This is a genomic window from Natronomonas halophila, assembly GCF_013391085.1.
Lineage (GTDB): Archaea > Halobacteriota > Halobacteria > Halobacteriales > Haloarculaceae > Natronomonas > Natronomonas halophila.
In genome coordinates, this window is sequence record NZ_CP058334.1 from 645,053 (window position 1) to 665,823 (window position 20,771).

At 65.4% G+C, this 20,771-nt stretch carries 22 protein-coding genes and 1 tRNA gene; 8 read left to right on the forward strand and 15 right to left on the reverse strand.

Annotation, left to right across the window (positions count from 1 at the left end; genetic code table 11):
* Positions 1-24: 24 nt before the first annotated feature.
* Positions 25-1,488 (reverse strand): FAD-dependent oxidoreductase, encoded by a 1,464-nt coding sequence (locus tag HWV23_RS03560; protein ID WP_178289050.1) that lies wholly within the window; start codon positions 1,486-1,488, stop codon positions 25-27.
* Positions 1,489-1,557: 69 nt separating this feature from the next.
* Entirely contained in the window at positions 1,558-1,980 is a 423-nt protein-coding gene (locus HWV23_RS03565; RefSeq protein ID WP_178289051.1) for a DoxX family protein, read from the reverse strand.
* A gap of 156 nt (positions 1,981-2,136) precedes the next feature.
* On the opposite strand from HWV23_RS03565, the gene HWV23_RS03570 reads away from it, so the two are divergent.
* A complete protein-coding gene (locus tag HWV23_RS03570) occupies positions 2,137-2,928 on the forward strand; it encodes an SDR family NAD(P)-dependent oxidoreductase (protein WP_178289052.1) in 792 nt (263 codons plus the stop codon).
* Between the two features lie 36 nt (positions 2,929-2,964).
* Here HWV23_RS03570 and HWV23_RS03575 read toward each other — a convergent pair whose 3' ends face one another.
* The 4 genes from HWV23_RS03575 to HWV23_RS03590 all read right to left on the reverse strand — a co-directional run bounded on the left by HWV23_RS03575 (position 2,965) and on the right by HWV23_RS03590 (position 6,487).
* Positions 2,965-4,131, reverse strand: a complete 1,167-nt coding sequence (locus HWV23_RS03575; RefSeq protein WP_178289053.1) for a hypothetical protein — start codon at positions 4,129-4,131, stop codon at positions 2,965-2,967.
* Between the two features lie 202 nt (positions 4,132-4,333).
* Positions 4,334-4,963: a DUF7504 family protein gene (locus HWV23_RS03580; RefSeq protein WP_178289054.1), complete on the reverse strand. Its 630-nt coding sequence runs from the start codon at positions 4,961-4,963 to the stop codon at positions 4,334-4,336.
* Positions 4,964-5,029: 66 nt separating this feature from the next.
* Positions 5,030-6,133 (reverse strand): AI-2E family transporter, encoded by a 1,104-nt coding sequence (locus tag HWV23_RS03585; protein ID WP_178289055.1) that lies wholly within the window; start codon positions 6,131-6,133, stop codon positions 5,030-5,032.
* A 57-nt stretch (positions 6,134-6,190) separates the two neighbouring features.
* Positions 6,191-6,487, reverse strand: a complete 297-nt coding sequence (locus HWV23_RS03590) for a hypothetical protein (protein WP_178289056.1) — start codon at positions 6,485-6,487, stop codon at positions 6,191-6,193.
* 351 nt (positions 6,488-6,838) lie between these two features.
* Here HWV23_RS03590 and HWV23_RS03595 point away from each other — a divergent pair, with 351 nt between their 5' ends.
* A complete protein-coding gene (locus HWV23_RS03595) occupies positions 6,839-7,555 on the forward strand; it encodes a hypothetical protein (protein ID WP_178289057.1) in 717 nt (238 codons plus the stop codon).
* Between the two features lie 224 nt (positions 7,556-7,779).
* On the opposite strand, the gene HWV23_RS03600 is transcribed toward HWV23_RS03595, so the two are convergent.
* Both HWV23_RS03600 and HWV23_RS03605 read right to left on the reverse strand, forming a co-directional pair.
* Positions 7,780-7,854: transfer RNA gene (locus tag HWV23_RS03600), tRNA-Val, on the reverse strand.
* 50 nt (positions 7,855-7,904) lie between these two features.
* A complete protein-coding gene (locus tag HWV23_RS03605; RefSeq protein WP_178289058.1) occupies positions 7,905-8,174 on the reverse strand; it encodes a DUF7553 family protein in 270 nt (89 codons plus the stop codon).
* A 191-nt stretch (positions 8,175-8,365) separates the two neighbouring features.
* On the opposite strand from HWV23_RS03605, the gene HWV23_RS03610 reads away from it, so the two are divergent.
* A complete protein-coding gene (locus HWV23_RS03610; protein ID WP_178289059.1) occupies positions 8,366-8,725 on the forward strand; it encodes a HesB/IscA family protein in 360 nt (119 codons plus the stop codon).
* A gap of 95 nt (positions 8,726-8,820) precedes the next feature.
* On the opposite strand, the gene HWV23_RS03615 is transcribed toward HWV23_RS03610, so the two are convergent.
* Positions 8,821-9,018 (reverse strand): dodecin, encoded by a 198-nt coding sequence (locus tag HWV23_RS03615; RefSeq protein WP_178289060.1) that lies wholly within the window; start codon positions 9,016-9,018, stop codon positions 8,821-8,823.
* 113 nt (positions 9,019-9,131) lie between these two features.
* On the opposite strand from HWV23_RS03615, the gene HWV23_RS03620 reads away from it, so the two are divergent.
* On the forward strand, positions 9,132-10,310 hold the full coding sequence (locus tag HWV23_RS03620) for a pyridoxal-phosphate-dependent aminotransferase family protein (RefSeq protein WP_178289061.1): 1,179 nt from the start codon (positions 9,132-9,134) through the stop codon (positions 10,308-10,310).
* 6 nt (positions 10,311-10,316) lie between these two features.
* Here HWV23_RS03620 and HWV23_RS03625 read toward each other — a convergent pair whose 3' ends face one another.
* On the reverse strand, positions 10,317-10,631 hold the full coding sequence (locus HWV23_RS03625) for a DUF7116 family protein (protein WP_178289062.1): 315 nt from the start codon (positions 10,629-10,631) through the stop codon (positions 10,317-10,319).
* A gap of 124 nt (positions 10,632-10,755) precedes the next feature.
* Positions 10,756-10,992 (reverse strand): DUF5816 domain-containing protein, encoded by a 237-nt coding sequence (locus HWV23_RS03630; protein ID WP_178289063.1) that lies wholly within the window; start codon positions 10,990-10,992, stop codon positions 10,756-10,758.
* A gap of 82 nt (positions 10,993-11,074) precedes the next feature.
* On the opposite strand from HWV23_RS03630, the gene HWV23_RS03635 reads away from it, so the two are divergent.
* Positions 11,075-12,436 (forward strand): bifunctional metallophosphatase/5'-nucleotidase, encoded by a 1,362-nt coding sequence (locus HWV23_RS03635; protein WP_246282725.1) that lies wholly within the window; start codon positions 11,075-11,077, stop codon positions 12,434-12,436.
* A gap of 128 nt (positions 12,437-12,564) precedes the next feature.
* Positions 12,565-12,966: a universal stress protein gene (locus HWV23_RS03640; protein WP_178289065.1), complete on the forward strand. Its 402-nt coding sequence runs from the start codon at positions 12,565-12,567 to the stop codon at positions 12,964-12,966.
* Here HWV23_RS03640 and HWV23_RS03645 read toward each other — a convergent pair.
* Positions 12,950-14,053 carry a mechanosensitive ion channel family protein gene (locus tag HWV23_RS03645; protein WP_425487433.1) on the reverse strand — a complete coding sequence of 368 codons (1,104 nt, stop codon included), beginning with the start codon at positions 14,051-14,053 and terminating at the stop codon, positions 12,950-12,952. The genes HWV23_RS03640 and HWV23_RS03645 overlap by 17 nt on opposite strands.
* A 70-nt stretch (positions 14,054-14,123) precedes the next feature.
* Between HWV23_RS03645 and HWV23_RS03650 the strand changes: the two genes are divergently transcribed.
* A complete protein-coding gene (locus tag HWV23_RS03650) occupies positions 14,124-14,861 on the forward strand; it encodes a proteasome assembly chaperone family protein (protein ID WP_178289067.1) in 738 nt (245 codons plus the stop codon).
* A 3-nt stretch (positions 14,862-14,864) separates the two neighbouring features.
* Here the strand turns inward: HWV23_RS03650 and HWV23_RS03655 are convergent, their stop codons facing one another.
* On the reverse strand, positions 14,865-16,565 hold the full coding sequence (locus HWV23_RS03655; RefSeq protein WP_178289068.1) for a YcaO-like family protein: 1,701 nt from the start codon (positions 16,563-16,565) through the stop codon (positions 14,865-14,867).
* 100 nt (positions 16,566-16,665) lie between these two features.
* Positions 16,666-17,475, reverse strand: a complete 810-nt coding sequence (gene tbsP, locus HWV23_RS03660; RefSeq protein WP_178289069.1) for a transcriptional regulator TbsP — start codon at positions 17,473-17,475, stop codon at positions 16,666-16,668.
* 277 nt (positions 17,476-17,752) lie between these two features.
* On the opposite strand from tbsP, the gene glyA reads away from it, so the two are divergent.
* Positions 17,753-19,027 carry a serine hydroxymethyltransferase gene (gene glyA, locus HWV23_RS03665; RefSeq protein ID WP_178289070.1) on the forward strand — a complete coding sequence of 425 codons (1,275 nt, stop codon included), beginning with the start codon at positions 17,753-17,755 and terminating at the stop codon, positions 19,025-19,027.
* 667 nt (positions 19,028-19,694) lie between these two features.
* Here glyA and asd read toward each other — a convergent pair.
* Positions 19,695-20,729, reverse strand: coding sequence for an aspartate-semialdehyde dehydrogenase (gene asd / locus HWV23_RS03670; protein ID WP_178289071.1), 1,035 nt, complete (start codon positions 20,727-20,729; stop codon positions 19,695-19,697).
* Positions 20,730-20,771: the final 42 nt, after the last annotated feature.

Below are 20,771 nucleotides of genomic sequence, written 5' to 3' on the forward strand. Positions count from 1 at the left end.
GTGGTAACGTGTACAAGAACATGCCTATAATTCGCCTCCAAGCACCTTCGCCGCCGTGAGTATCGGGTCCCACGTCGTGTTGAACGGCGGCGCATAGGCGAGGTCGTAGTTCGCCAGTTCCGCGACGGTAACGCCCTCGGTGACGGCGCCGACGACGGCGTGGCTCCGGTGGACCGCCCCCTCGCCGTACTCGGAGACGAGGCTGGCACCGAGGACACGCTCGGTGTCGCGGTCGGCCGTCAGCGTCACTTTCACGGTGCCGCCCTCGGGGTAATAGCCCGCGCGGGATTTGGCGTCGATGGTCTCCGTGACGGGGTCGAAGCCCGCTTCCATGGCTTCGTCATGGTCCAAAATCCCGGTACGAGCCGCCTCGACGTCGAAGGCCTTGACCGCCGCTGTGCCCGCGATACCGCCACCCTCTGTCGGGGTGCCGGAGACGGTCTGGCCGACCGCGCGTCCGTGCCGATTCGCGGTCAGCGCCAGCGGGACGTAGGCCGGGTCGCCGGTGACGACGTGTTCGGCCTCCGCGCAGTCGCCGGCCGCGTAGACGTCCGGCAGGTTCGTCTCCCGGTATTCGTCGGTAGCGATGGCGCCGGTCGGACCGAGTTCGACGCCCGCCTCATCCGCGAGGTCGGTTCGCGGCCGGACGCCCGTTCCGAGCAGGGCCATCTCAACCTCGATGCGTTCGCCATCGGCCGTGACGATGGCCTCGATTTCCTCGTCGCCGTCTCGCGGCTCGTCGCCGCTCGATTCTTCCGCGGCGCGTTGCGCCGCGCCCTCGAAGGCCTCGACCTCAGAATTCAGATACACTGCAACGTCCTTCGATTCGATGTGTTCGCGGACGGCCTCGCTGGTGGCCTCGCTGAACCCCTTGAGGATTCGGTCGCCGCGCTGGAAGAGATGAACCTCGAAGTCGTTTTCGGCCAGCGCCTCGGCCATCTCGACGCCGATGTAGCCGCCGCCGACGAGGCCGACCGCGCCCTCACAGGATTCGAGGAAATGGCAGGCCGGCCCCCGGTCCGGCTGTTCGAGCGGGCCGTCCTCCCGCGAACGGGCGACGAACTCCCGCAGTTCCTTGCCTTCGGTCATCGACCCGAGCGTGTAGACGCCCTCGCGGTCGCGGCCGTCGATGGACGGAACGACCGCTTCCGCACCCGTGGCGATGAGGAGGTCGTCGTATTCGACGGTCACCTCGCCGTCGTCGTGTTCGGCTGTGACGGTACGCTTCTCGGGGTCGATAGCGACGACTTCGTGGCCCGTCCGCAGGTCGATATCCCGCTCCTCGCGGAACTCCTCGGGCGTCACCGAGACGAGTTCCTCCAGCGTCTGGATTTCGCCCTTGATGTAGTACGGCAGGCCACAGGCGCCGTAGGAGACCCACTCGCCCTTCTCGAAGACGACGACGTCGAGGTCCGGGTCGTCGCGTTTGGCCTTGCTCGCGGCGCTCATCCCTGCGGCGTCCCCGCCGATGACGACGAACGTGCTCATACTGACCGTTCACAGCGACGGCGAATAAAGGCCGGTCGCTCGTGTGCTTGGAAGAGGCGGTCGCGGACGTCAGGTCTGGTCCATCGGCTCGGTGTACCACCACGCCCACGCGATGAGGACGACCTGCATCGGGAGGCGGCCCCACCGCGCCAGCGGCGAAGGGTCGCGAATCGGCGCCGACGCGCCCTCGATGACCACGCCGCTCGTCGCCATGTAGACGTTCGCCGGGAAAACGGCGACGAGCAGAGCAATCAACCCCCACGCCGCGTAGGGTCGCGTTCGCGGATGGAACATCCCCAGCCCGAGGGCAACCTCCGCGACGCCGGAGAGATACACCAGCGCCATCGGCGCCGGCAGATACGGCGGGATAATCTGGACGTACGACTCCGGCGCGACGAAGTGCATGATGCCGGCGATGACGTAGATGCCACCCATCAGGTAGCCGAGCGGCCGCTTGAGGCGAGTCAACAACTCCGAGAGGCCGGCGTCCATAGGTACGACTCCGGCCGCGAGGGGTTATTCCTTGGTGCTGGCGCATGTTTCCCCGGCTTCGGCCCGGCGGTCGCCCCGGCCTCGATGCGGCCAGCGGTTACCGATTGTATCGCCGATGCCGGTACTAACTTACCACTGTAAATCGATGGGTGTTGTATGCCAACCTCACAGTTCAGCGTCGAGGGACGCAACGCTATCGTCACCGGCGCATCGCAGGGCATCGGAAAGACCATCGCCGAACGACTCGCCGCCGACGGCGCGAACGTCGCCATCTGTTCGCGCGCACAGGAACGGGTCGACCCCGTCGCCGAGGGGATTCGCGACGAGGGCGGCACCGCACTCGCCGTCGAGTGTGACGTCCGGGATTCCGAATCGGTTCAGGCGTTCGTCGACGAAACCGTCGAGGAGTTCGGCGGCGTCGACCTGCTGGTCAACAACGCCGGCGGCGAGTTCGTCGCTCCCTTCGAGGACATCTCCGAGAACGGCTGGAAATCCATCGTCGACCTCAACCTCCACGGCACCCGCCACGGCATCCAGGCCGTCGGCGAATACATGCGCGAAAACGACGGTGGCTGTATCATCAACATGTCCAGCGTCAACGGCCAGCACGCCGCGCCCCACGAGAGCCACTACAGCGCCTCGAAAGCCGCCATCATCCGCCTGACCGAGACGCTGGCGACCGAATGGGCCAAATACGGCATCCGCGTCAACTGCGTCGCCCCCGGCCTCATCCAGACGCCCGGCGTCGCCGAGACGCTCGGCATCGACGAGGACCAGATGCCCGACCGCGAGGAAGTCGACCGCCGCATCGGCCACACCGAGGACATCGCCGACGTCGTCCAGTTCCTCGCCAGTGACGCCGCCGCGTTCATGAACGGTGAAACAGTCACTGTAAAGGGCGTGCCGCGGGCTGGCAACAGTTTCGACGTCGACCTCGGTCTCGAATAACAACGAAGAAATCGCTTTTTTCGACGCCCGGACGCGTTACCCGAATATCGGGTCGGTGATCGGGTCGAGCACGCTGCCGTTCTCCGGCGTCGCCGTCGGCGTCGCCGTGGGTTCAGGCGTCGGTGTCGCCGTCGGTGTTGGTGTCGCTGTCGGCGTCGGTGTTGGCGTCGCTGTCGGCGTTGGCGTTGGTGTCGCCGTCGGCGTCGGTTCGGGTGTCGGTTCCGGCGTCGGTTCCGGCGTCGGCGTCTCGGTTGCGGTCGCGACCGGCTCTTCGCCCCCGGTGTCGGCCGGCGGGCTACCGAATCCGGCGGCCGGTCCGAGCGCGGCGATGGACCCGGTCAGCGTCAGGCCGACGGCGACGAGGCTGGCCGCAAAGAGCGCGAACGCGGCCGCTTTGATGGGCGGCGTGTCGGTGATGCTGCCGCCCGGCGGAGTCGGATAGCTCGGTTCCTCGATGGTGGCCGAGCCGCCCGCGGCCGACTCCGGTTCGGGTTCGATCGGCTCGATGATTTCCGCGGTGCCGTCGCCCTCGCTGAGCCACTCGCCGAACTCGAAGCCGCCCGGGTACGTATCTGCCTGCTGTGGCCCGCTGAAGAAGGGCAGCAGACCGAGCAGTCGCGCCCGGGTCGAGACGTCCGGTTTGGGCGTCGCGCCGACGACCCGGGGCGTTTCCGGCGGCTTCGTTGGTCCGATTTCGCCGTCGTCGGCCATCCAGCGGCGGAAGTCGAAGCCCGAGTAGGTCGGACCGAGGTCGGCCTCGGGTTCGGGTTCGGCCGTTTCGGTGTCGACGGCCTCGGCCTCGGTGGCGTCGAGCCAGCCACCGAAATCGAAGCCCTCGAAGTCAGTTGGTTCGACCGTCTCGACCGGTTCCTCGGTATCGACGGCGTGTTCTGCGGGTTCGTCGGGGGTCGGCGAGGTGTAGCTCCCGAGCCACTCGGTGAAATCGAAGCCACCGAAACTCACCGATTCGGCCGCCGACGTGTCGGACTCCGACGAGCCCCCACCCCAGAGGTTCGATAGCGACCCACCGAGCCATTCCCGGAAGTCGGAGCCGGCGCCCCGGCTAGTCCCGGCCCCGTCGGTACGGGTCGGCGGACGCTCGTCGTCGTCCCTGCCACCGCCGTCGGCCATCCCGAACTGGAACCCGCCGACCGCTTCGGGTCGTTCGCGTTCGTCATCCGGTGTTGTATCTCGTTCTGTCATCTATACGTAACGCGTTTCCTTACTGGGGTGATTCGGGATAACACGTATAAATTCTCTGCTCAGTATGGCCGGCCCTTAATACACCGGTCTTGCCCGTGGTATACAGTATCGTGATACTTAATGTCACTCATTAACATAATAAATCAGACAGGAAATCGGAGCGGGCGGCCGAGCGATGAAACCACCAGAACGGCCACGTCGGTCAGGCTTCGACCCAGTCGTCGGTCTCCGTATCGTACCGGCAGACGTCCGAAAAGAGGCTCTCTATCGTCGCCAGCGTCTGGTCGTCGTGTGCGTTCGGGTCGATGTGATAGTGGGCCACGCCGTCGACAGCCTCGATGCGTTTGGTCGTCACGTGGAGATACTGGAACACCCGTTCGGTGTCGACGTACTGCAGCAACGTCGTGAGCGAATCGAAGCAGACGTGCGTGCGAGCGTCGTCGTCCTCCCAGGCGGACAGGCAGTTGTTCATTTTGATACCGATACCGGTCAGGTCGCTCGGTTCGGAGACCGTCGTCGTCGAGATGACCGTTTCGCCGGACTGGCGGGTCGTCGAACCGCCGCCGGAAGCGGCCACACTGCGGGTGTTATCGGCCGTAATTATGGCGACTTTCCCGGGGAGGCCCCCGTGTCGACGCCACATATCGAGCCGACTGTCCGGGTTTCCCGACAGCGATACGAAAAGCAGATTCCGCTCCGCGTCCGTCTCCGCCTTGATATGCGGACAGATAGACATCCCACCCTCCGATAACGACGGCGCCTCCAGAAGCACGTTCGCGGGCGGGTCCACCGCCAACGCGGGGTCGTCACAACGACTACGCATAGTGCTCATTCGATACTATGTCTTCGCCCTACAGCACATAAACGGTTCCGTCCGTTATCAGGACGGGAAAACGCCCTAGAACTCGTCGAGTCGACGCTGGTCCGCCGGGAGTCCGTCCTCCGAGTCGACGTCCGCGCCGAGCATCCGCGGCAACGCCACGTCCGCGAACGTCAGCGCCAACACGAGGATTATCGGTGCCAAAAAGAGCCCGTAGAACCCGAAAATAATGGGCCCGAAGATGTAGGCCAAAAGCAGCAGACCGACGTGGGTCCGGTTGCCGCTGAGGAACGGCCGCAACAGCAGGTCCGGAATCGTATCGACGATGATGACGGCGACGACGAGGAATCCCCCGATGTAGACCAGCATCGACAGTTCGTTGTTCAGCACGATGGGGGCGCCGGCCGCGGCCGCCAGCGGCACGTAGATGATTTTCATCCCGACGACGGGAATCAGGCTCGCGATACCGGTCAACACCCCTGCGAGCACCGGATACGGAACGTGGGCTATCGACGGCACCACCGCGTTATATCCGAGATAGGAGACGACGGCGATGATCGAGATCGCGATGACGTTCAGCAGGTTCCCGTAGAGGACGGCCTCCAGTTCATCGTCGGCCGCCTCGAAGAAGTCACGCGCCGTCGCCCCGTCCTCGAACTGGAGGAGCCACTCCCGAATCTTCCAGCCCTCGATGAGCAGGTAGTAGGTGACGACGAAGATGATAAACAGGTTCAGCACGAACGACGACAGAATCTCGGTGATGAACCCCGCCTGGTCGAGCGCGAACTGGATGAAGGGGTCCATCTGCCCGCTCTGATAGGCGTGTATCAGGCCGTCTATCGTCAACTCCGGAAGCCCCTCGGTGTTCTGGAACCACGGCGTGTCCTCGACGGTCGACAGGACGAACGGGTTCTCCTGAACGAACCGCCGGACCTCCAGTACCATCAACACGAGCGTATAACTGAGCAGGAACAGCAACGGAACCCCGAGCAACGACAGCGTCAACACTGCGCGGGTTCGGGCCGGGATGCGAAGCCGTTCGAGGTATTTGTAGAACCGCCGGGTCGAATAATAAAGGAACACGGCGACGGTAAACGCCGCGATGAACCGATAGATAACGTAGGCGGTGGCCGCGCCGACGGCGATACCGAACGCCGTCACCACCGCTTTGTTCTCGTCCATATGACACCTGTCAGACGGACCCTCAATAAATTCAAGGGTACGTCGGAACGATGAAACCTACTCTCCGGCGGCCTCGATGTGGCTCCGTGCCTCCGCGCGCGTCATTCCGCGAACGCCACAGGAACACGACAGCAGTTCCGGGTCCGAAAGCTCCTCGACCTGTTCGGTCCCGGTTCGTTCGAGTTCCGCCGTCTCCTCGTCGTACGCGAAGGTCATACGGTAGTTCACCTGCGTGACGCCCTCGATGCGGTGGTCCGCCTCGGGGTCGGGGGTCTCGATGGCCTCGGCGTGTTCGGCCTGCATCTCCGATTTCCACTCCTGTAGGGCGTCGTTGATATCAGCGTCGTCGGACATACGCGTGGGGACGGAACGGCCCTCAAAAAGGCCGTCGACGACCGTGGCTTGAGACGAGCGTCGACACGTGTTATCGGCAACGACCACCACGGCGTTTGGCTGTTCGGCCATCAGTGGGGCATATACGCGGAGTAAGCCGTCACTTGTGGGAGAACATACGAAGCCTACCGAACAGTAATTATTCACAACCGATATTTCTGGAGTGGTCCTCACCCGCCAGACGATCGCGATTGCGCCTGCTAACCGAAATCGCACGTCGAGTGGACGCGAAACGCGAACCCGGACCGTCCCCCGAAGAGCTGACGGGTCTGCCGAGGCGCTCCGGAACCCCCATCACACCCTACCATCGCGTTGGCGCTGCATAACAAAGGAACCCTTCTTCCTAGGTACTCGATAATGACAGGTGACGACCCCGGGCCCGACGACGGCAATGGGAACGTTTCGCGACGAGGCATCCTCGGCCTTCTTAGTGCGGGTGCCGCACTCGGCGTGGGCAGTGTGTACGGCCTGACACAGACGACGGGCACCGCCGAGGCCTCGTCCCACGTCGACTTTGAGGGTGGGACGATAACGCTCGAAGAAGACGAAGAACTCGACAGTATCACTCTCGAAGGTACCGCGAGCGCCGAATACGATATCAGCGGTATCGACGACCAAGCAGCGAGCGCCGTGATGTACGTAAACGCCGGGACTGCGGAGGGGTTAGCTGGTGTGAACGGGGATGAAAGCTTCTCGTACGATACCGTAGACCCCATGAGTGACGCCTTCTCCGAGGACGTCTCCATCTCGATACCGCTGACTGACGAGGTAGCGGACCCGGCACCCGGCGAGGAACTGACGACCGAGTTCTTCGTGACAGTCGGGTTCAGCGTGGATAACCAGAACGACCAGGAGGTCATCGAGGCCGGCCTTTCGAGTACGTACGCGAACCTCACCGTACGGCGCCGCGAAGCACAAACGTCGGATGGCGGAGGCACCGAGAGCGGCGAAGCTGCGAACCAAGAGAGCAACACCATAGAGGCTTCGACCTCCGGTTCGTTTCACTTCGTGGAAGCAGACGACGGGTAGCTACCCCTCCGTCGCCATATCGCGATTCCACACAGTAACGCCGGGGATGTCACCGAATGGTTCGGGAGGTAAACGCCGACGCGAGGGCTACTGGCGATCGTCTCCTTTCCGTGAACGAAGTAAGCGGATGGGCCGGGGCGCCGCTTCGATTCTCCGTCGCGGAAGTTCGTACCGCTCGCTGTCGCTCGCGGTACTCACCGAATAGTGCGACGGAGAAATTTCAGTGGGCCGGGGCGGATTTGAACCGCCGGCTTCCTCCGTGTGAAGGAGGTGTCATAACCGACCTAGACCACCGGCCCGCGCGTCAAAATATCGGGCGGCCGGACTTAACCCTTTTCAACCGACGTAGTTACTGTTCGGCGCGCTGGCCGCGGTAGTTGTCGAGTTTTTCGCGGGCGTCCCGGATTGCCTCGCGAGTCTCGCCTTCGGCCTTCTCCTGCAGCTCCGTGAGTTCCTGCTTGACCTCTTCGAATCGCCCGGGTTCGGGCTCTTCTTCCTCGCGGTCCATGAGGTTCCGAGCCTTCTCGCGGACCGGTTCGAGTTCTTCCGCGACACCTGCTTTCGCGGTGGTTCCGGCACGCTTCAGGTAGTATCGGGCGTCTTCGAAGTGTTTGTTCATGATACGCCTTAATATAGGGCGAGCGAGGCTAAAACCATTGTGGCATCCGCGGTATCCCATCCCACACGCCCCAGCAGGCATGGCCGCCGGATACCGGGGCGTCGGGCCATCGAGCGAGTGACGGCACGCACGGCCATGATATATAAGCGCGGGGCGTCAGGGTTATGGCCGTTCGTCTGCTACAGTATCGCATGAGCCAGACCGCCGAAACGACCGGGCAACCGGTAGAGGTGACCGAGGCGGCCGCCGAGCAGGCGCTCGACCTCCTCAACAACGAGGGCTACGACACCGACGAGGCTGGCCTCCGACTGTTCGTCCAGCAGGGTGGCTGTGCCGGCCTCTCCTACGGCCTTCGGTTCGACCTCGAACCCGAGGAAGACGACGCGATTACCGAACACAACGGCCTTCGGGTGTTCGTCGACCCGGCGAGCCAGAAATACGTCGACGGCTCCGTCCTCGACTTCGAGGGCGGCCTCCAGGGGGCGGGCTTCCACGTCGAGAACCCCAACGCCGAAAGCGAATGCGGCTGCGGCGAGTCGTTCCGAACCTGAACTGACGAGCGCGGCGGCTGGTCGGCAGTATCTCGTTTCTCAAAAATCCCCGGCGAGGCCGGGGGGCTCCTTCCCCTTTCGAAGGACCGCGATGGTTATTCGAGCTGGAAGGCGACCTCGACTTCGGCCTGGTATTCGCGGTCGCTAACCGACGCGACCTCGACACCGAGTTCGTCGACTTCGACCCAGTGGACGTTGTCGAGGGTTGCCTCCGCTCGGTCGACGGCGTCGTCTACCGCCGCATCGAAACTCTCGTCGCTCGTACCGACGAGCGTGATTTTCTTGAAGACCATCGCAGCCCCGACTTCTTTCCGCAGGCTCCTAAATGTATCCTGACCTATCGGGAATCATAAATGTAGCTCGCCGATTCGCTCCCCTTTTGTACGGCGGCTGTACACGTTCGTGTATGGAATCCGTCGACGAGTTGCAGCCGCCCGAACGGCTCCTCATGGGTCCCGGCCCGAGCGAGACACACCCCCGTGTCCTCCGGGCCTTCGGAACGGAGCCGGTCGGCCACCTCGACCCCGCCTTTATCGAGGTGATGGACGAGACACAGACGTTGCTTCGCGAGACGCTCCGGACGGACAACGAGCGGACGATTCCGGTCAGCGGGACCGGGTCGGCGGCGATGGAAGCCGCCATCGGCAACCTCGTCGAACCCGGCGAAACCGCCATCGTGCCGGGCAACGGCTACTTCGGCGACCGGATGGCCGAGATGGTCCGCCGGGCCGGCGGCACGCCCGTCACCGTCGACACGCCATGGGGCCAGCCGCTTGACCCCGACGATATCGCCGATGCCTGCGCGGAACACGACCCCTCCGTCGTCGGCGTCGTCCACGCCGAAACCTCGACGGGCGTTCGCCAGCCAGACATGGGCGAGATTACGGCGGCCGCCCACGACCACGGTGCGCTCGTGGTCGCCGACTGTGTCACCTCCATCGGCGGCGTCGAGTTCCGGATGGACGAGTGGGGCGTCGACGCGGCCTACGCCGGCCCCCAGAAGTGCCTCTCGTGTCCGCCGGGCGCCAGCCCCCTGTCGGTCAACGACGACGCGATGGCGAAAATCAAGAACCGCGAGGAACCCGTCCGGTCGTGGTATCTCGACCTCTCGCTGCTGGACGACTACTGGGGCGAGGAACGCGCCTACCACCACACCGCGCCCATCAACAACGTCTACGGTCTTCGGGAGGCGCTCCGCATCGTCCACGAGGAGGGTCTCGAAGCCCGCTGGGAGCGCCACCGGAACGCCTCCGCCGCCCTGCAGGAAGGCCTGTGGGCGCTCGGACTCGACCCCGTCGTCGACAAGTCGGTCCGTCTGCCGAGTCTCATCACCGCCCGCCTGCCGGGCGGTCTCGACCCCGGCGAAATCGTTGAGACGATGCGCGAAGAGTACGACGTCGAAATCGCGACGGGCCTCGGCGCCTTCGCTGACGAGGCGGTCCGGGTCGGCTGTATGGGCTACGGCGCCCGCCGCGGGCCGGTCTTGGAGACGCTCGGCGCGCTCGGCGAGACGCTCGCGAAGAAGGGTATCGACGTCGCCCCCGGCGCGGGGGTTTCGGCAGCGACCGACGCCTTCAGCCAGTAAACCCGGTCAGGGCGCCGGCAACACGTCGGCGCTCGGATGGAGCACCTGATAGCCGTTCTCCTCGACGCTGATGACCGCCCAGTCGTAATCGGGTTCGACGGCGAGTAGCCGTTCGCGGACGGTCGATGCCTGCTCCGCGCGGGTGACGAAACAGCGCAGGTTCCCGTGTGTGGCGGCCTGTTCCGGGTCGGCGGTCGTCACGTGGACGGTCCGCCATTTGCGTTCGGCGCGGAACTCCTCCCCATCCTCGGTCACCTCGTAGCCGAGGTCAGTGAAGATGTCTCGTGCCTCCTCGTCGAGAGATGTGCTAACGGCTCCCATTCATGTGAGGGTTGCACACGGTGGGAGATAAAGATTAGCACGTTCCCAGTGGGTGACCTGTAGCCACGAGCGTAGATACTATCCGGCCGCTATCAGACGGTTTTACAGAAACGTTTCGGCGTGCTTACTCGTGGGCGGCGTCCCACTCTTCGGCCTTGTGGAAGTTCGAGCAGACGTTACACTGGATGCGGCCCATCGCGTCGACGGCGTTGTCGAACGTCTCGCAGTTCTCGCAGAAGAATCCCCATCGGTTCTCGGCGTCCGAATCAGCGTAGACGACCCTGAAGGGCGCCTTGTTGCCGCGTTCGACCTCGCGGGAGACGTAGAGCGTCCGACCGTCGGGGCCCTCTCGTTTGTCCATACCGAAAGTGGGCCGCCCGGCGGCAAAACGCTCACGGTCCCGATACGGTACGGTTTTGCGCCTCCCGACCCTCCGGCCGAACGTGCGTCTCCTCCACTACTCCGATATCGAAAACGCCCACGACGACCCCGAACGGGTCGGCCGGATTGCCGGCCTCATCGCCGACCGGCGTGGCCCGGATACGCTCGTCTGCGGCACCGGCGACAACACCGCCCCCGGCGTCCTCCCGCTTGTCACCCGCGGCGGGCAGGCGCTGGATTTCTTCGATGCCATCTCGCCGGCCGTCGAGACGTTCGGCAACCACGATTTCGATTTCGGCCTCGACCGCACCCGCGAACTGGTCGACGCCTCCCCACAGGAGTGGCTCACCGCGAACATCTACCACGACGGCGCTCAGTTCGCCGACTGCGCCCCCTGGGCCGTTCACGAGGCCGACGGCGGTACGGTCGGCTTCTTCGGCCTCACCGACCCCACGACGCCCTCCGGGGCCGAAAGCGCTCAGACCCTTTCCTTTACGGACCCCATCGAAGAGGCCCGCCGCGCCGTCGAGGCCCTCCGTGACCGCGGCGTCGATTACGTCGTCGCGCTGTCGCATCTCGGCCGCGGGGACGAACGCCTCGCCGCCGCCTGCGATATCGACGTGATTCTCGGCGGCCACGTCCACTCCGAGCGCGTCGAACGGACCGCCGGCACCCTCCTGACCCGGCCGGGCGGGGGCGGCAAGGTCGTCCTCGAAATCGACCTCGCGGCTAACGAGGTGACCCGCCACGCCGTCGCCGAGGCACCGCTGGATGCTGACCTCGCGGCGACCTACCGGAAACGCCTCGACGAGGCCGGCCTCGACGAAGTCGTCGGCCACGTCGCCGAGCCGATTCGCCGCACCGAAGGGGAGGCCTTCCGCGGCGAAAGCCGGGTCGGTAACTTCGTCGCCGACGCCTACCGCTGGGCCGCCGAGCGCGAACTCGGCACCGACCCGCCCGTCGTCGGCCTCCAGAACAGTGGCGGCATCCGGACCGGCGACTCGCTGGCCGGCGACGTAACCGTCGCCGACCTCATCAGTCTCGTCCCCTTCGAGGAGTCGGTCGCGGTCGCCGAACTCTCCGGAGCGGAACTGCTCGACGTCTTCCGGGAAAGCGCCGACACGACCGGCTTCGGCGAATCCGACTGGTGGCACGCCCACGTCTCCGGGGCCCGCCTCGTCTACGATTACACCGAGGACACGCTGGTCGAGGCCACCGTCGGCGGCGAACCCATCGACCCCGAGGCGACCTATCGCCTCGCAACCTCCGAGTTCCTCCTGCATACCGACGCGGAGTTCCCGACGCTCACCGAGCGCAACGCGATTCGGCGACTCGACACTCAATACGAGATTCTGGCCGACTACGCCCGCGCCGTCGGGGTCGCCCCCGAACTCGAAGGCCGCATCGTCCGGACCGGTCTCTGACTGATGCGGCTTGTCGTAACGATTTACCGGGCATCGCCAGTACGGCCGGCGATAATCGATAAAAGACTACAACACGCCGTATGAGGCGACCGGAACCTTGAGGACCGCCCCCCTGCATCCACCAACAAATGACCCTCGTCGTCGTGCCCGTCAGGTATCCGCTCTCGGAGCATTCGCGGGCGACGCTGCAACGCGCCATCGACATCGCCCGCGAGGAGAACGCCGAACTCACCGTTCTACACGTCAACCCCTATCAGACCGACCGCCGAGTGACCCGGACCGAACTCAAACAGGCCGTCGAGGAGGCGTTCGGCCAGTTGGGGTTCGCCCGCTATGTCGTCCGGTCGGGCTTCCTCGTCGAGGAGACCATCCTCGACGAAGTCGCCGAGGAAAGCGCCGATTTCGTCGTCATCGGCCAGAAACAGGCGAGTCGCTGGCGGTCGATGGTTCGCCGCCTCGTCGACGACCCCGATATCGAGGATTTCCTCCGCCGCGAACTCGACTGTCAGGTCATCACGGCGAGTCTGTAGCGTCCGTTTCATCGTCAGGCGGGTTGCCGTCCTCGCTTTCCGGCTCGCCGACCTCCGTTTCCGTTTCTGCGTCCGCGTCCGCCTCCGGTTCCTGCCGTCTCGTCGCGCCGCTCTTCTGGGCCGCTCGTTCCTCGCTTGCTTCCCGCATCGCGACCTGCATCTCGCCGCTGGTATCGTCGAAGACCAGATGCGAGTGCGGGTACGGGATTTCGATGTCGTGTTCGTCGAAGCGGCGCCAGACGTTGGTCATCACCCGCGAGCGGACCGTTGTCTGCTTGTACGGTTCCTGTGCCCAGTAGCGGAGGCGAAGCGACACCTCGCTGTCGCCGAACTCGTTGATGTAACACGTCGGCGAGGCCGGATAGCGGGCGCTCCCGATGCGGATGTCCGGCCCGCCTTTTATTACGCCGTCGGTCTCTCGGGCGCCGGCCTCCAGTTGCTCGCGGGCGGTCTGGATATCGCTCTCGTAGGTGACGCCCACGTCCAGCGTCAGCCGAATCCGGGTGTCCTCCGCGGAGAAGTTGACGACATCGCGTTCCCGCATCGCACCGTTCGGCATGACCATGAACGTGTTATCGAGGGTGAACACCTTCGTGTACAGCAGCGTGATGTCCTCGACGAAGCCCTTGGTCTCGGTGTCCTTTATCTCGATCATGTCGCCGATTTCGTAGGGCTGTTCGGAGAGGACGAAGACGCCGCTGAGGATGTTCCCGATAATCGGCGCGAGGACGATACCCACGACGGCCGAGAAGACACCGACCGAGAGCGCGAGGTTGCCGAAGCCGAGGCCGAAGAACGACAGTGCGACCATTATCGCCGCCAGCACGATGGCTGCCTGCAGGCTCCGAAGGATGGTCCGGGTCACCGACGGGCGCTTGAACCGGCGGGCGACCCGGCGGCCGAGGGCCTGTCTGGCAAGTTTCGAGGCGTAGTAGGCACCGACGACGAGACCGACCGCCAACACCAACCGAACGAGAAACATCGGAACGTAGTCGGGCAGCCACGAGGGGCGAGGCAGCGGGTCCGACGCCTCCGTCGGCGTCGGGGTCGCCACCTGTAGAACTGCCCAGAGACCGTACATACCCATCCCGACGCCGGGGGGCGGAAAAAGCGTTCCGCCCCCGAAACCTAAGACCGCTGGCCACGACGAGAAAGACATGTTCGGCACCCGCGGCCGCCCCGACTTCGATATCAAACTGGACGACCCGACCGAGACCCTCATCGCCGGGTTCGCCGAGTACGGCCTCGCCGGCCTGACGGCCGCCGACTACCTCCGGAAACAACTCGACCTCGAACAGACGGGCCACATCGCCGTCGAGCAGTTGCCCGCGGTGACGCCCTTCGAGGACGGCACGCCCCGTCACCACACCCGTCTCTTCTCGAAGTCGGACCTCGATATCACCATCGCCGTCGGCGAGTTGTTCGTGCCGACCTACGCCGCCGAACCGTTCGGCAACGCCGTCCTCGAATACACCGAATCCCACGACGTCGAGGAGGTGGTCGCCCTCTCGGGCGTCCCGACCGCCCATGGCCCCGACGACCACCGGCCGTTCTACGTCGCCAGCGAGGACTACCAAAAGGACCGCCTCGACGGCGACGACGTCGCACCGATGCCCGGCGGCTTCCTCGACGGGCTCAACGGCGCGCTGATGGAGCGGGCCATTGACGGCCCGTTGAAGGGCTGTATCTTCACCACGCCGGTCCACGAACAGGTGCCGGACGTCGACGCCGCGTTGCGCCTGCTGGAGGCCGTCGAAGCCGCCTACGGCCTCGGCGTCGATACCGCGCCGCTCGAAGAGTTCGCCGCCGCCGTCTCCGAGCAGTACGCGGAACTGGCCGCTCGACTCGAAGCCCAGCAGGAAGAGCAGCTGCCCGAAGACCGGATGTACATGTAGCGGCTACGGGAACGGGTGATGCGGTCGGTCGGGCTGGAATTCGAAGCCCAACTCTTCGGGTACCGACTGCGCACGTTCGCCGAAGTACGCACCGTTAGTGAACAGCGGCTGTGCCTCGGGGACGACGACCCGGACCGCCTCGAAACCGAGCGAGTCGACGTCCCGCGGCGTCACCCGCGCGCCGTAGGCATCGAGGGCAGCGTCGGTCACCCGGTCGACGAGTGCCGAGAGTTCGGCCTCGCCATCGGGTTCCGTCTCGGGGCCGACGCTGTCGGCGGGCACGGTCGTCTCCGGCGAAACGAACTCCCGAGCCGCCTCGGGGAAGTCGGCGTAGTGGCCGATTGCGCCCGATTCGTCGGCCGCACGGTCCGGACCCATCCGCCGGAGTTCCAGCCAGTTCTGAATCGCCTCCTCCAGCGCGCCCCGAGCGGCGGCTTCGGGGTCGAGGTCCGCCGCCATCCCCGCCGCGAAGCGGGGCCACTCGCCCTCGCGGTGGACACAGACCGAGACGACCGGCACGTCGACGTCCTGTGTCAACAGCAGGGCCGTGGCGTCGAGGCCCTCGCTTTTCGCCCGGGCCGCGAGCGTCTCGAAGCCTTCGTCGTCGACGGCCAGGCCGAGCGGGTCGTAACTCGAATACCACGACAGCATCGCCGCGTCCCGTTCGACCACCTCGTAGAGGCCCGACAGGAGTGCCTCGATGCCGTCGTTGCCGAGGCCGAGGCCGGTCGTAATCGACGGCCGGATGTGCCGCTCCGGCGGCGGGAAGACGACGAGTTCGGCCGGCACCTCGACGGCCTCGCCGGTTGCGAGGTCCTCGGCCGGATGCCAGTAGTCGATGGCCGATTCGGCGGGCGGCGAATCGGGTTGGACGAATCGCGACGGTTCGACGGGGGTCGACGGCGACGACGCGAACGCCTCGGTCCGATAGACGGCGGCGCTGTATCGCTCCAGCGCCTCCCCGAGGGCCTTCATGAACGCGGGGTCCCAGTCGGGGCCGACGCCCGCCGCGTGCTCGGGCACCTCGGCGTCCGAGAAGGGCGTCGACGCCAGCGTTGCCAGATAGTATGGCACCGGGAACGACTCCACTTCGCCGATTTCCGTTACCGGCCCGAGGCGGGCGTCGAAGGCGCCCTCAGCCAGCGACAGGGACTCCTCCAGCGAGCGCTCGGTCCGCTCGCGAGGGACCGACCCACGTGTCGGCGTCTCGCCACAGTCGCAGTACGGCAGCGGGAGGACGCGCCGCTCGGCGTGGGGAACCTCGATGACGCCGCCGAGCAGCGTCGACTGGCCGCCCGAAACGAGCGACGTGAGTTCGCGGCCGGCGAGCGCGCCCGCGAACCGGGCGGTGGCGGCGTCGCAGTCGCCGTCGTCCGTCTCGGGGTCGCTCGCTTCGATGCGGCCACGAAGACAGTCATAGCATGCCGTGCCGGGAGCGTAGCCGGAGACGGCGGCGTCGACCCCGGCGACGGGTTTGCCGCCGATGCCGCCGCGCTCGATGGCGACCAGCGGCGTGCCCGACGCTCTGGCGGCCGTCGCCGCCGTAGCGAAGGCGCTGTCGCCGACCGGCGCTGCGACGACAGCGATATCGACGCCGGCTATCGCGCCCGCATCGACGGCCGTCGTCGCCGCCGAGGCGTCCGCGAGCGCGGCCGAAACCGCGTCGATTGCGGAGCCATCGCCGACGAGGCCGACCGTCGTCACGGTATCACCGTCGAAAGGGTCGGAACGAAGCGGTCTGGGAGTCTCATACGCGCCGATTCAGGCGACGCGTCGATAAAAGCACGGAAGGAAGAAGCCGGAATCAGGCGGTAAGCATCGACTGGGCGACGCTGGCGAGGTCGTCAGCGCTGGCCTCGCGGAGCTGGTCGTCGCCCAGTTTCAGGCGCAGGCGCGGGCGGCCGACGTCGATGGGAACCTTCTCGGTGTCGATGAGGCCCATCTCCTCCATGCGGCTCTTGGTCCGCGAGAAGGTGGCCTTCGAGGCGATACCGACGTCCTCGCCCCACTTGGAGATGTCGTAGAGCAAGTCCTCGTTCTTGGCGGCGACGAGCAGCGAGATGGTCACTTCGTCAAGTCCGTCACCGTCGCCGCGGGCGGTCTCCAGCGACGCGAGGACGTTCTCGAAGTCGTCGGCGGTCGGTTCGCCGAGGTTCTCACGGAGGGTCGACTGAACCCGCGAAATCGCGGGCGTCCGGAGGTTGAAGGCCTCGGCGTCGTCCCAGGCGTCGCTGAACCGCTCGTAGGCGCTTTCGATGAACGCCTCGTCGTCGGTGGTCAGGCCGGCGACGCGGCCGTCGGCGCGAACCACCGAGACGACCGATTCGTCGTCGACCAGCAGCGTGTTGGTCGGCTCGTCGTAGGTGCGGATTTCGAGGCGGTCGGCCTCGACGTGGTCGGCCGCACGGCTCGCAACGAGGAAATCGTCCATGACGTCCTTCAGGACGCCCTCGTCGGCGAGCAGTTTGACCGTCGGGCTCTCTTCGTCCATTACCTCGACCAGTTCGTCGATGGTGTCGGCCGTGGGATTCACCACGAACAGCTCGTCGTCGGCCGCGGACAGCGCCTCTGAAAGGACGTCGGCGACGGTCCGCTCGAGAAGGTTTGATTCCATTGGCGTGGTATTTAGTATGTTCTGAAGCGTATTTAATATTAGCGGGATTATGCGCGGAAAACACGCATCCGGATAATAAATAACCGTTATTTCACGGTTGCTCGTATTTTAGTATAGCTGTCCGCGGGTTTAGGTCTGTCGAGATACCGTCAGTTTACGCGAGGAAGGTGGGTTCCTCGGTGATAGGTGGAGGAAGTCACCCTCGAACGGCCATCGACACCGGAGTTGCTTGCCAAGAACGGGTAGCTTCTTGTCTCGGCGTTCCCGACGTTTCCACATGAGCTACGATACGGTGCGTGGCGTCGACCCCGCGCTGGCCGACGCCCTCGAAGGCGAACGCGACAGACAGGAGCACACGCTGGCGATGATCGCCTCCGAGAACCACGCCTCGGAGGCCGTCCTCGAAGCCCAGTCCTCGGAGTTGACCAACAAGTACGCCGAAGGCTACCCCGGCGAGCGCTACTACGCCGGCTGTGAGTACGCCGACGACGTCGAGGAACTCGCCATCGAGCGCGCCGAGGAGTTGTGGGGCGCCGAACACGTCAACGTCCAGCCCCACTCCGGCACGCAGGCGAACATGGGCGTCTACCTCGCGATGCTCGACCCCGGCGACAAGATCCTCTCGCTGGAACTCGAACACGGCGGGCACCTGAGCCACGGCCACCCCGCCAACTTCACCGGCAAGACCTACGAGGTCGAACAGTACGAAATCGACGCCGAAACTGGCTACATCGACTACGAGGCCCTCGATTCGCTCGCCGATGAGTTCGACCCCGACATCATCGTCTCGGGCTACTCCGCCTACCCCCGAGAGGTCGACTTCCAGCGCGTCCAGGAGACCGCCGAATCCGTCGACGCCTACCACCTCGCCGACATCGCCCACATCACCGGCCTCGTCGCCGCCGGCGTCCACGAATCGCCCGTCGGCGTCGCCGACTTCGTCACCGGGTCGACGCACAAGACCATCCGCGCGGGCCGCGGCGGCATCATCATGTGCGACGAGGAGTACGCCGACGACATCGACGCCGCCGTCTTCCCGGGCGCGCAGGGCGGCCCCCTCATGCACAACATCGCCGGCAAGGCCGTCGGCTTCAAGGAAGCCCTCCAGCCCGAATTCGAGCAGTACGCCCAGCAGGTCGTCGACAACGCCAAGGCCCTCGGTCAGCGCCTCCAGAACCACGGCTTCTCGCTGGTCTCGGAGGGCACCGACACCCACCTCGTTCTCGTCGACCTCCGGGATTCCCATCCCGACACCTCCGGCACTGTCGCCGAGGAGGCCCTCGAAGAGGTCGGTATCGTCCTCAACAAGAACACCGTCCCCGGCGAGACGCGCTCGCCGTTCAACCCCTCCGGCATCCGCGCCGGCACGCCCGCATTGACGACTCGTGGGTTCGATGAAGAGGCCTGTGAACAGGTCGCCGACATCATCTACGAGGTCGTCGACAACCCCGACGACGAGGACGTCAAGGCAGAAGCATCGGCGAAGGTTGATGAACTCTGCGAGGAATTCTCCCTCTACGAGGGCGACGGTTCGATTACCGACTACGAATAACTCGCTGGACTCTCCCCGTTTTCTTTCGTTTTTTATAAATAGAGCTTGGCGACCGCTTGACTGCAAACAGCCGGAAAGCCCTCGGCACACTGGCGGTCGCTACGCGCGATATCCTCCCTCCGGTCGGATAGTGCCCGCGTACCGACTAAACTGAACGCCAGCGCGCCTCGCCCTTTCAGTCCACCGGAAGACTCGCTTCGCTCGTCTTCCGAGCCCTCGTTCGCTCCCTTCGGTCGCTCACGAGGACACCAGGGACCGTACCACGCCTGCCCTTCCCCGGGTCGCGCGACGGCCCTGACGGGCCGCACGCGCTCCCGGCCGAGTGGACTTATAAATGGCGCGCGCTGGCCGACCGCCGTGAGCGCACTCGCGAGCGGCGGTCGGGTGCCAGCGCGCGAGGGACGACCGACTGAGCGCAAGCGAAGGAGGGAGTCGGTTGGGGAGGTACGTGGCTGCGGTTGCCGGCCTGGTGGAATCGAAGGGCGAGGGCGGGTACGGGAAGCACGACCCCGCAAGCACCACAGGAGCGAACGGAGTGAGCGACGAGGAGCGCAGCAAGTCGCGCGACCGTAGCCGGCCGAGGGCTTCGGAGATGGTTGCAGTCTCTTTCGAGTAGTAGTTACCAGAAAACCGACCGAGCCAGCCCAAAACGATATTTAAAAGAGACTTACAGGTAGCCTTCTTCGAGCAGGAGTTCGCCGTTCAGGACGCTGGCCCCTGCCGCACCTCGAATCGTATTATGCGCGAGACAGTTGAACTGGACGCCGTCGGGCGTCTCCTCGATGCCGCCCGCAGCCACCGCCATCCCGTCGCCGAGCATGCGGTCCATACGTGGCTGGGGGCGTTCGGGGTCCTCGAAGACGTGGATGAGCGGGTCCGGCGACGAGGGCAGGTCGATGTTCGGGTACTCCTCCATCATGGCCGCAACCTCCTCGGCGGAGGGGTCGTCTTCGAGGTCCGCCCAGACGTTTTCGAGGTGGCCATCGAGGGTCGGCACGCGGTTGCACGAGGCCGAGACCTCCGCGGGGTGGAGGTTGACTTCGGCGCCGTCGAAGGAGCCGAGTAGTTTCAGCGACTCGGATTCCATCTTCTGGGCCTCGCCGCCGATATGCGGGAGGACGTTATCGAGGATTTCCATCGAGGTGACGCCGGAGTAGCCGGCGCCGGAGACGGCCTGCAGCGTGGAGACGTGGACGCGGTTGAGGCCGAAGCCCTTCAGGGCCGCCAGCGTCGGCACCATCGTGATCGTCGAGCAGTTGGGGTTCTTGATGAGCGCGCCGTCCCAGCCGCGTTCGTCGCGCTGGACCTCGATGAGGCCGAGGTGGTCGGGGTTGACCTCCGGGATGGTGAGGGGGATGTCCTCGTCCATCCGGCCGTTCGAGGAGTTCGAGGAGACGACGTAGCCCTCCTCGACGAAGGCGGGTTCGACGTCGGCGCCGACGCTGGAGGGCAGCGACGAGAAGAGAAGGTCGATATCGTCGGGGACCTCATCGGGATCCGTTTCGACGACGGTGGTGTCGGCGACGTCCTCCGGGATGGGGGTATCGACGCGCCACTTCGAGGCGTCTCGATAGGAGCGGCCCGCGCTGGTCGGCGAGGCGGTGAGCGCGGCGATTTCGAACTCCGGATGCGGGTCGAGCAGTTGGATGAGTCGTTGGCCGACGGCGCCGGTGGCGCCGAGGATTCCTACGCGTGTGGACATTGGCGGCGCTAGGATGAGCGGGAGGAAAACGGTTGTGAAAGT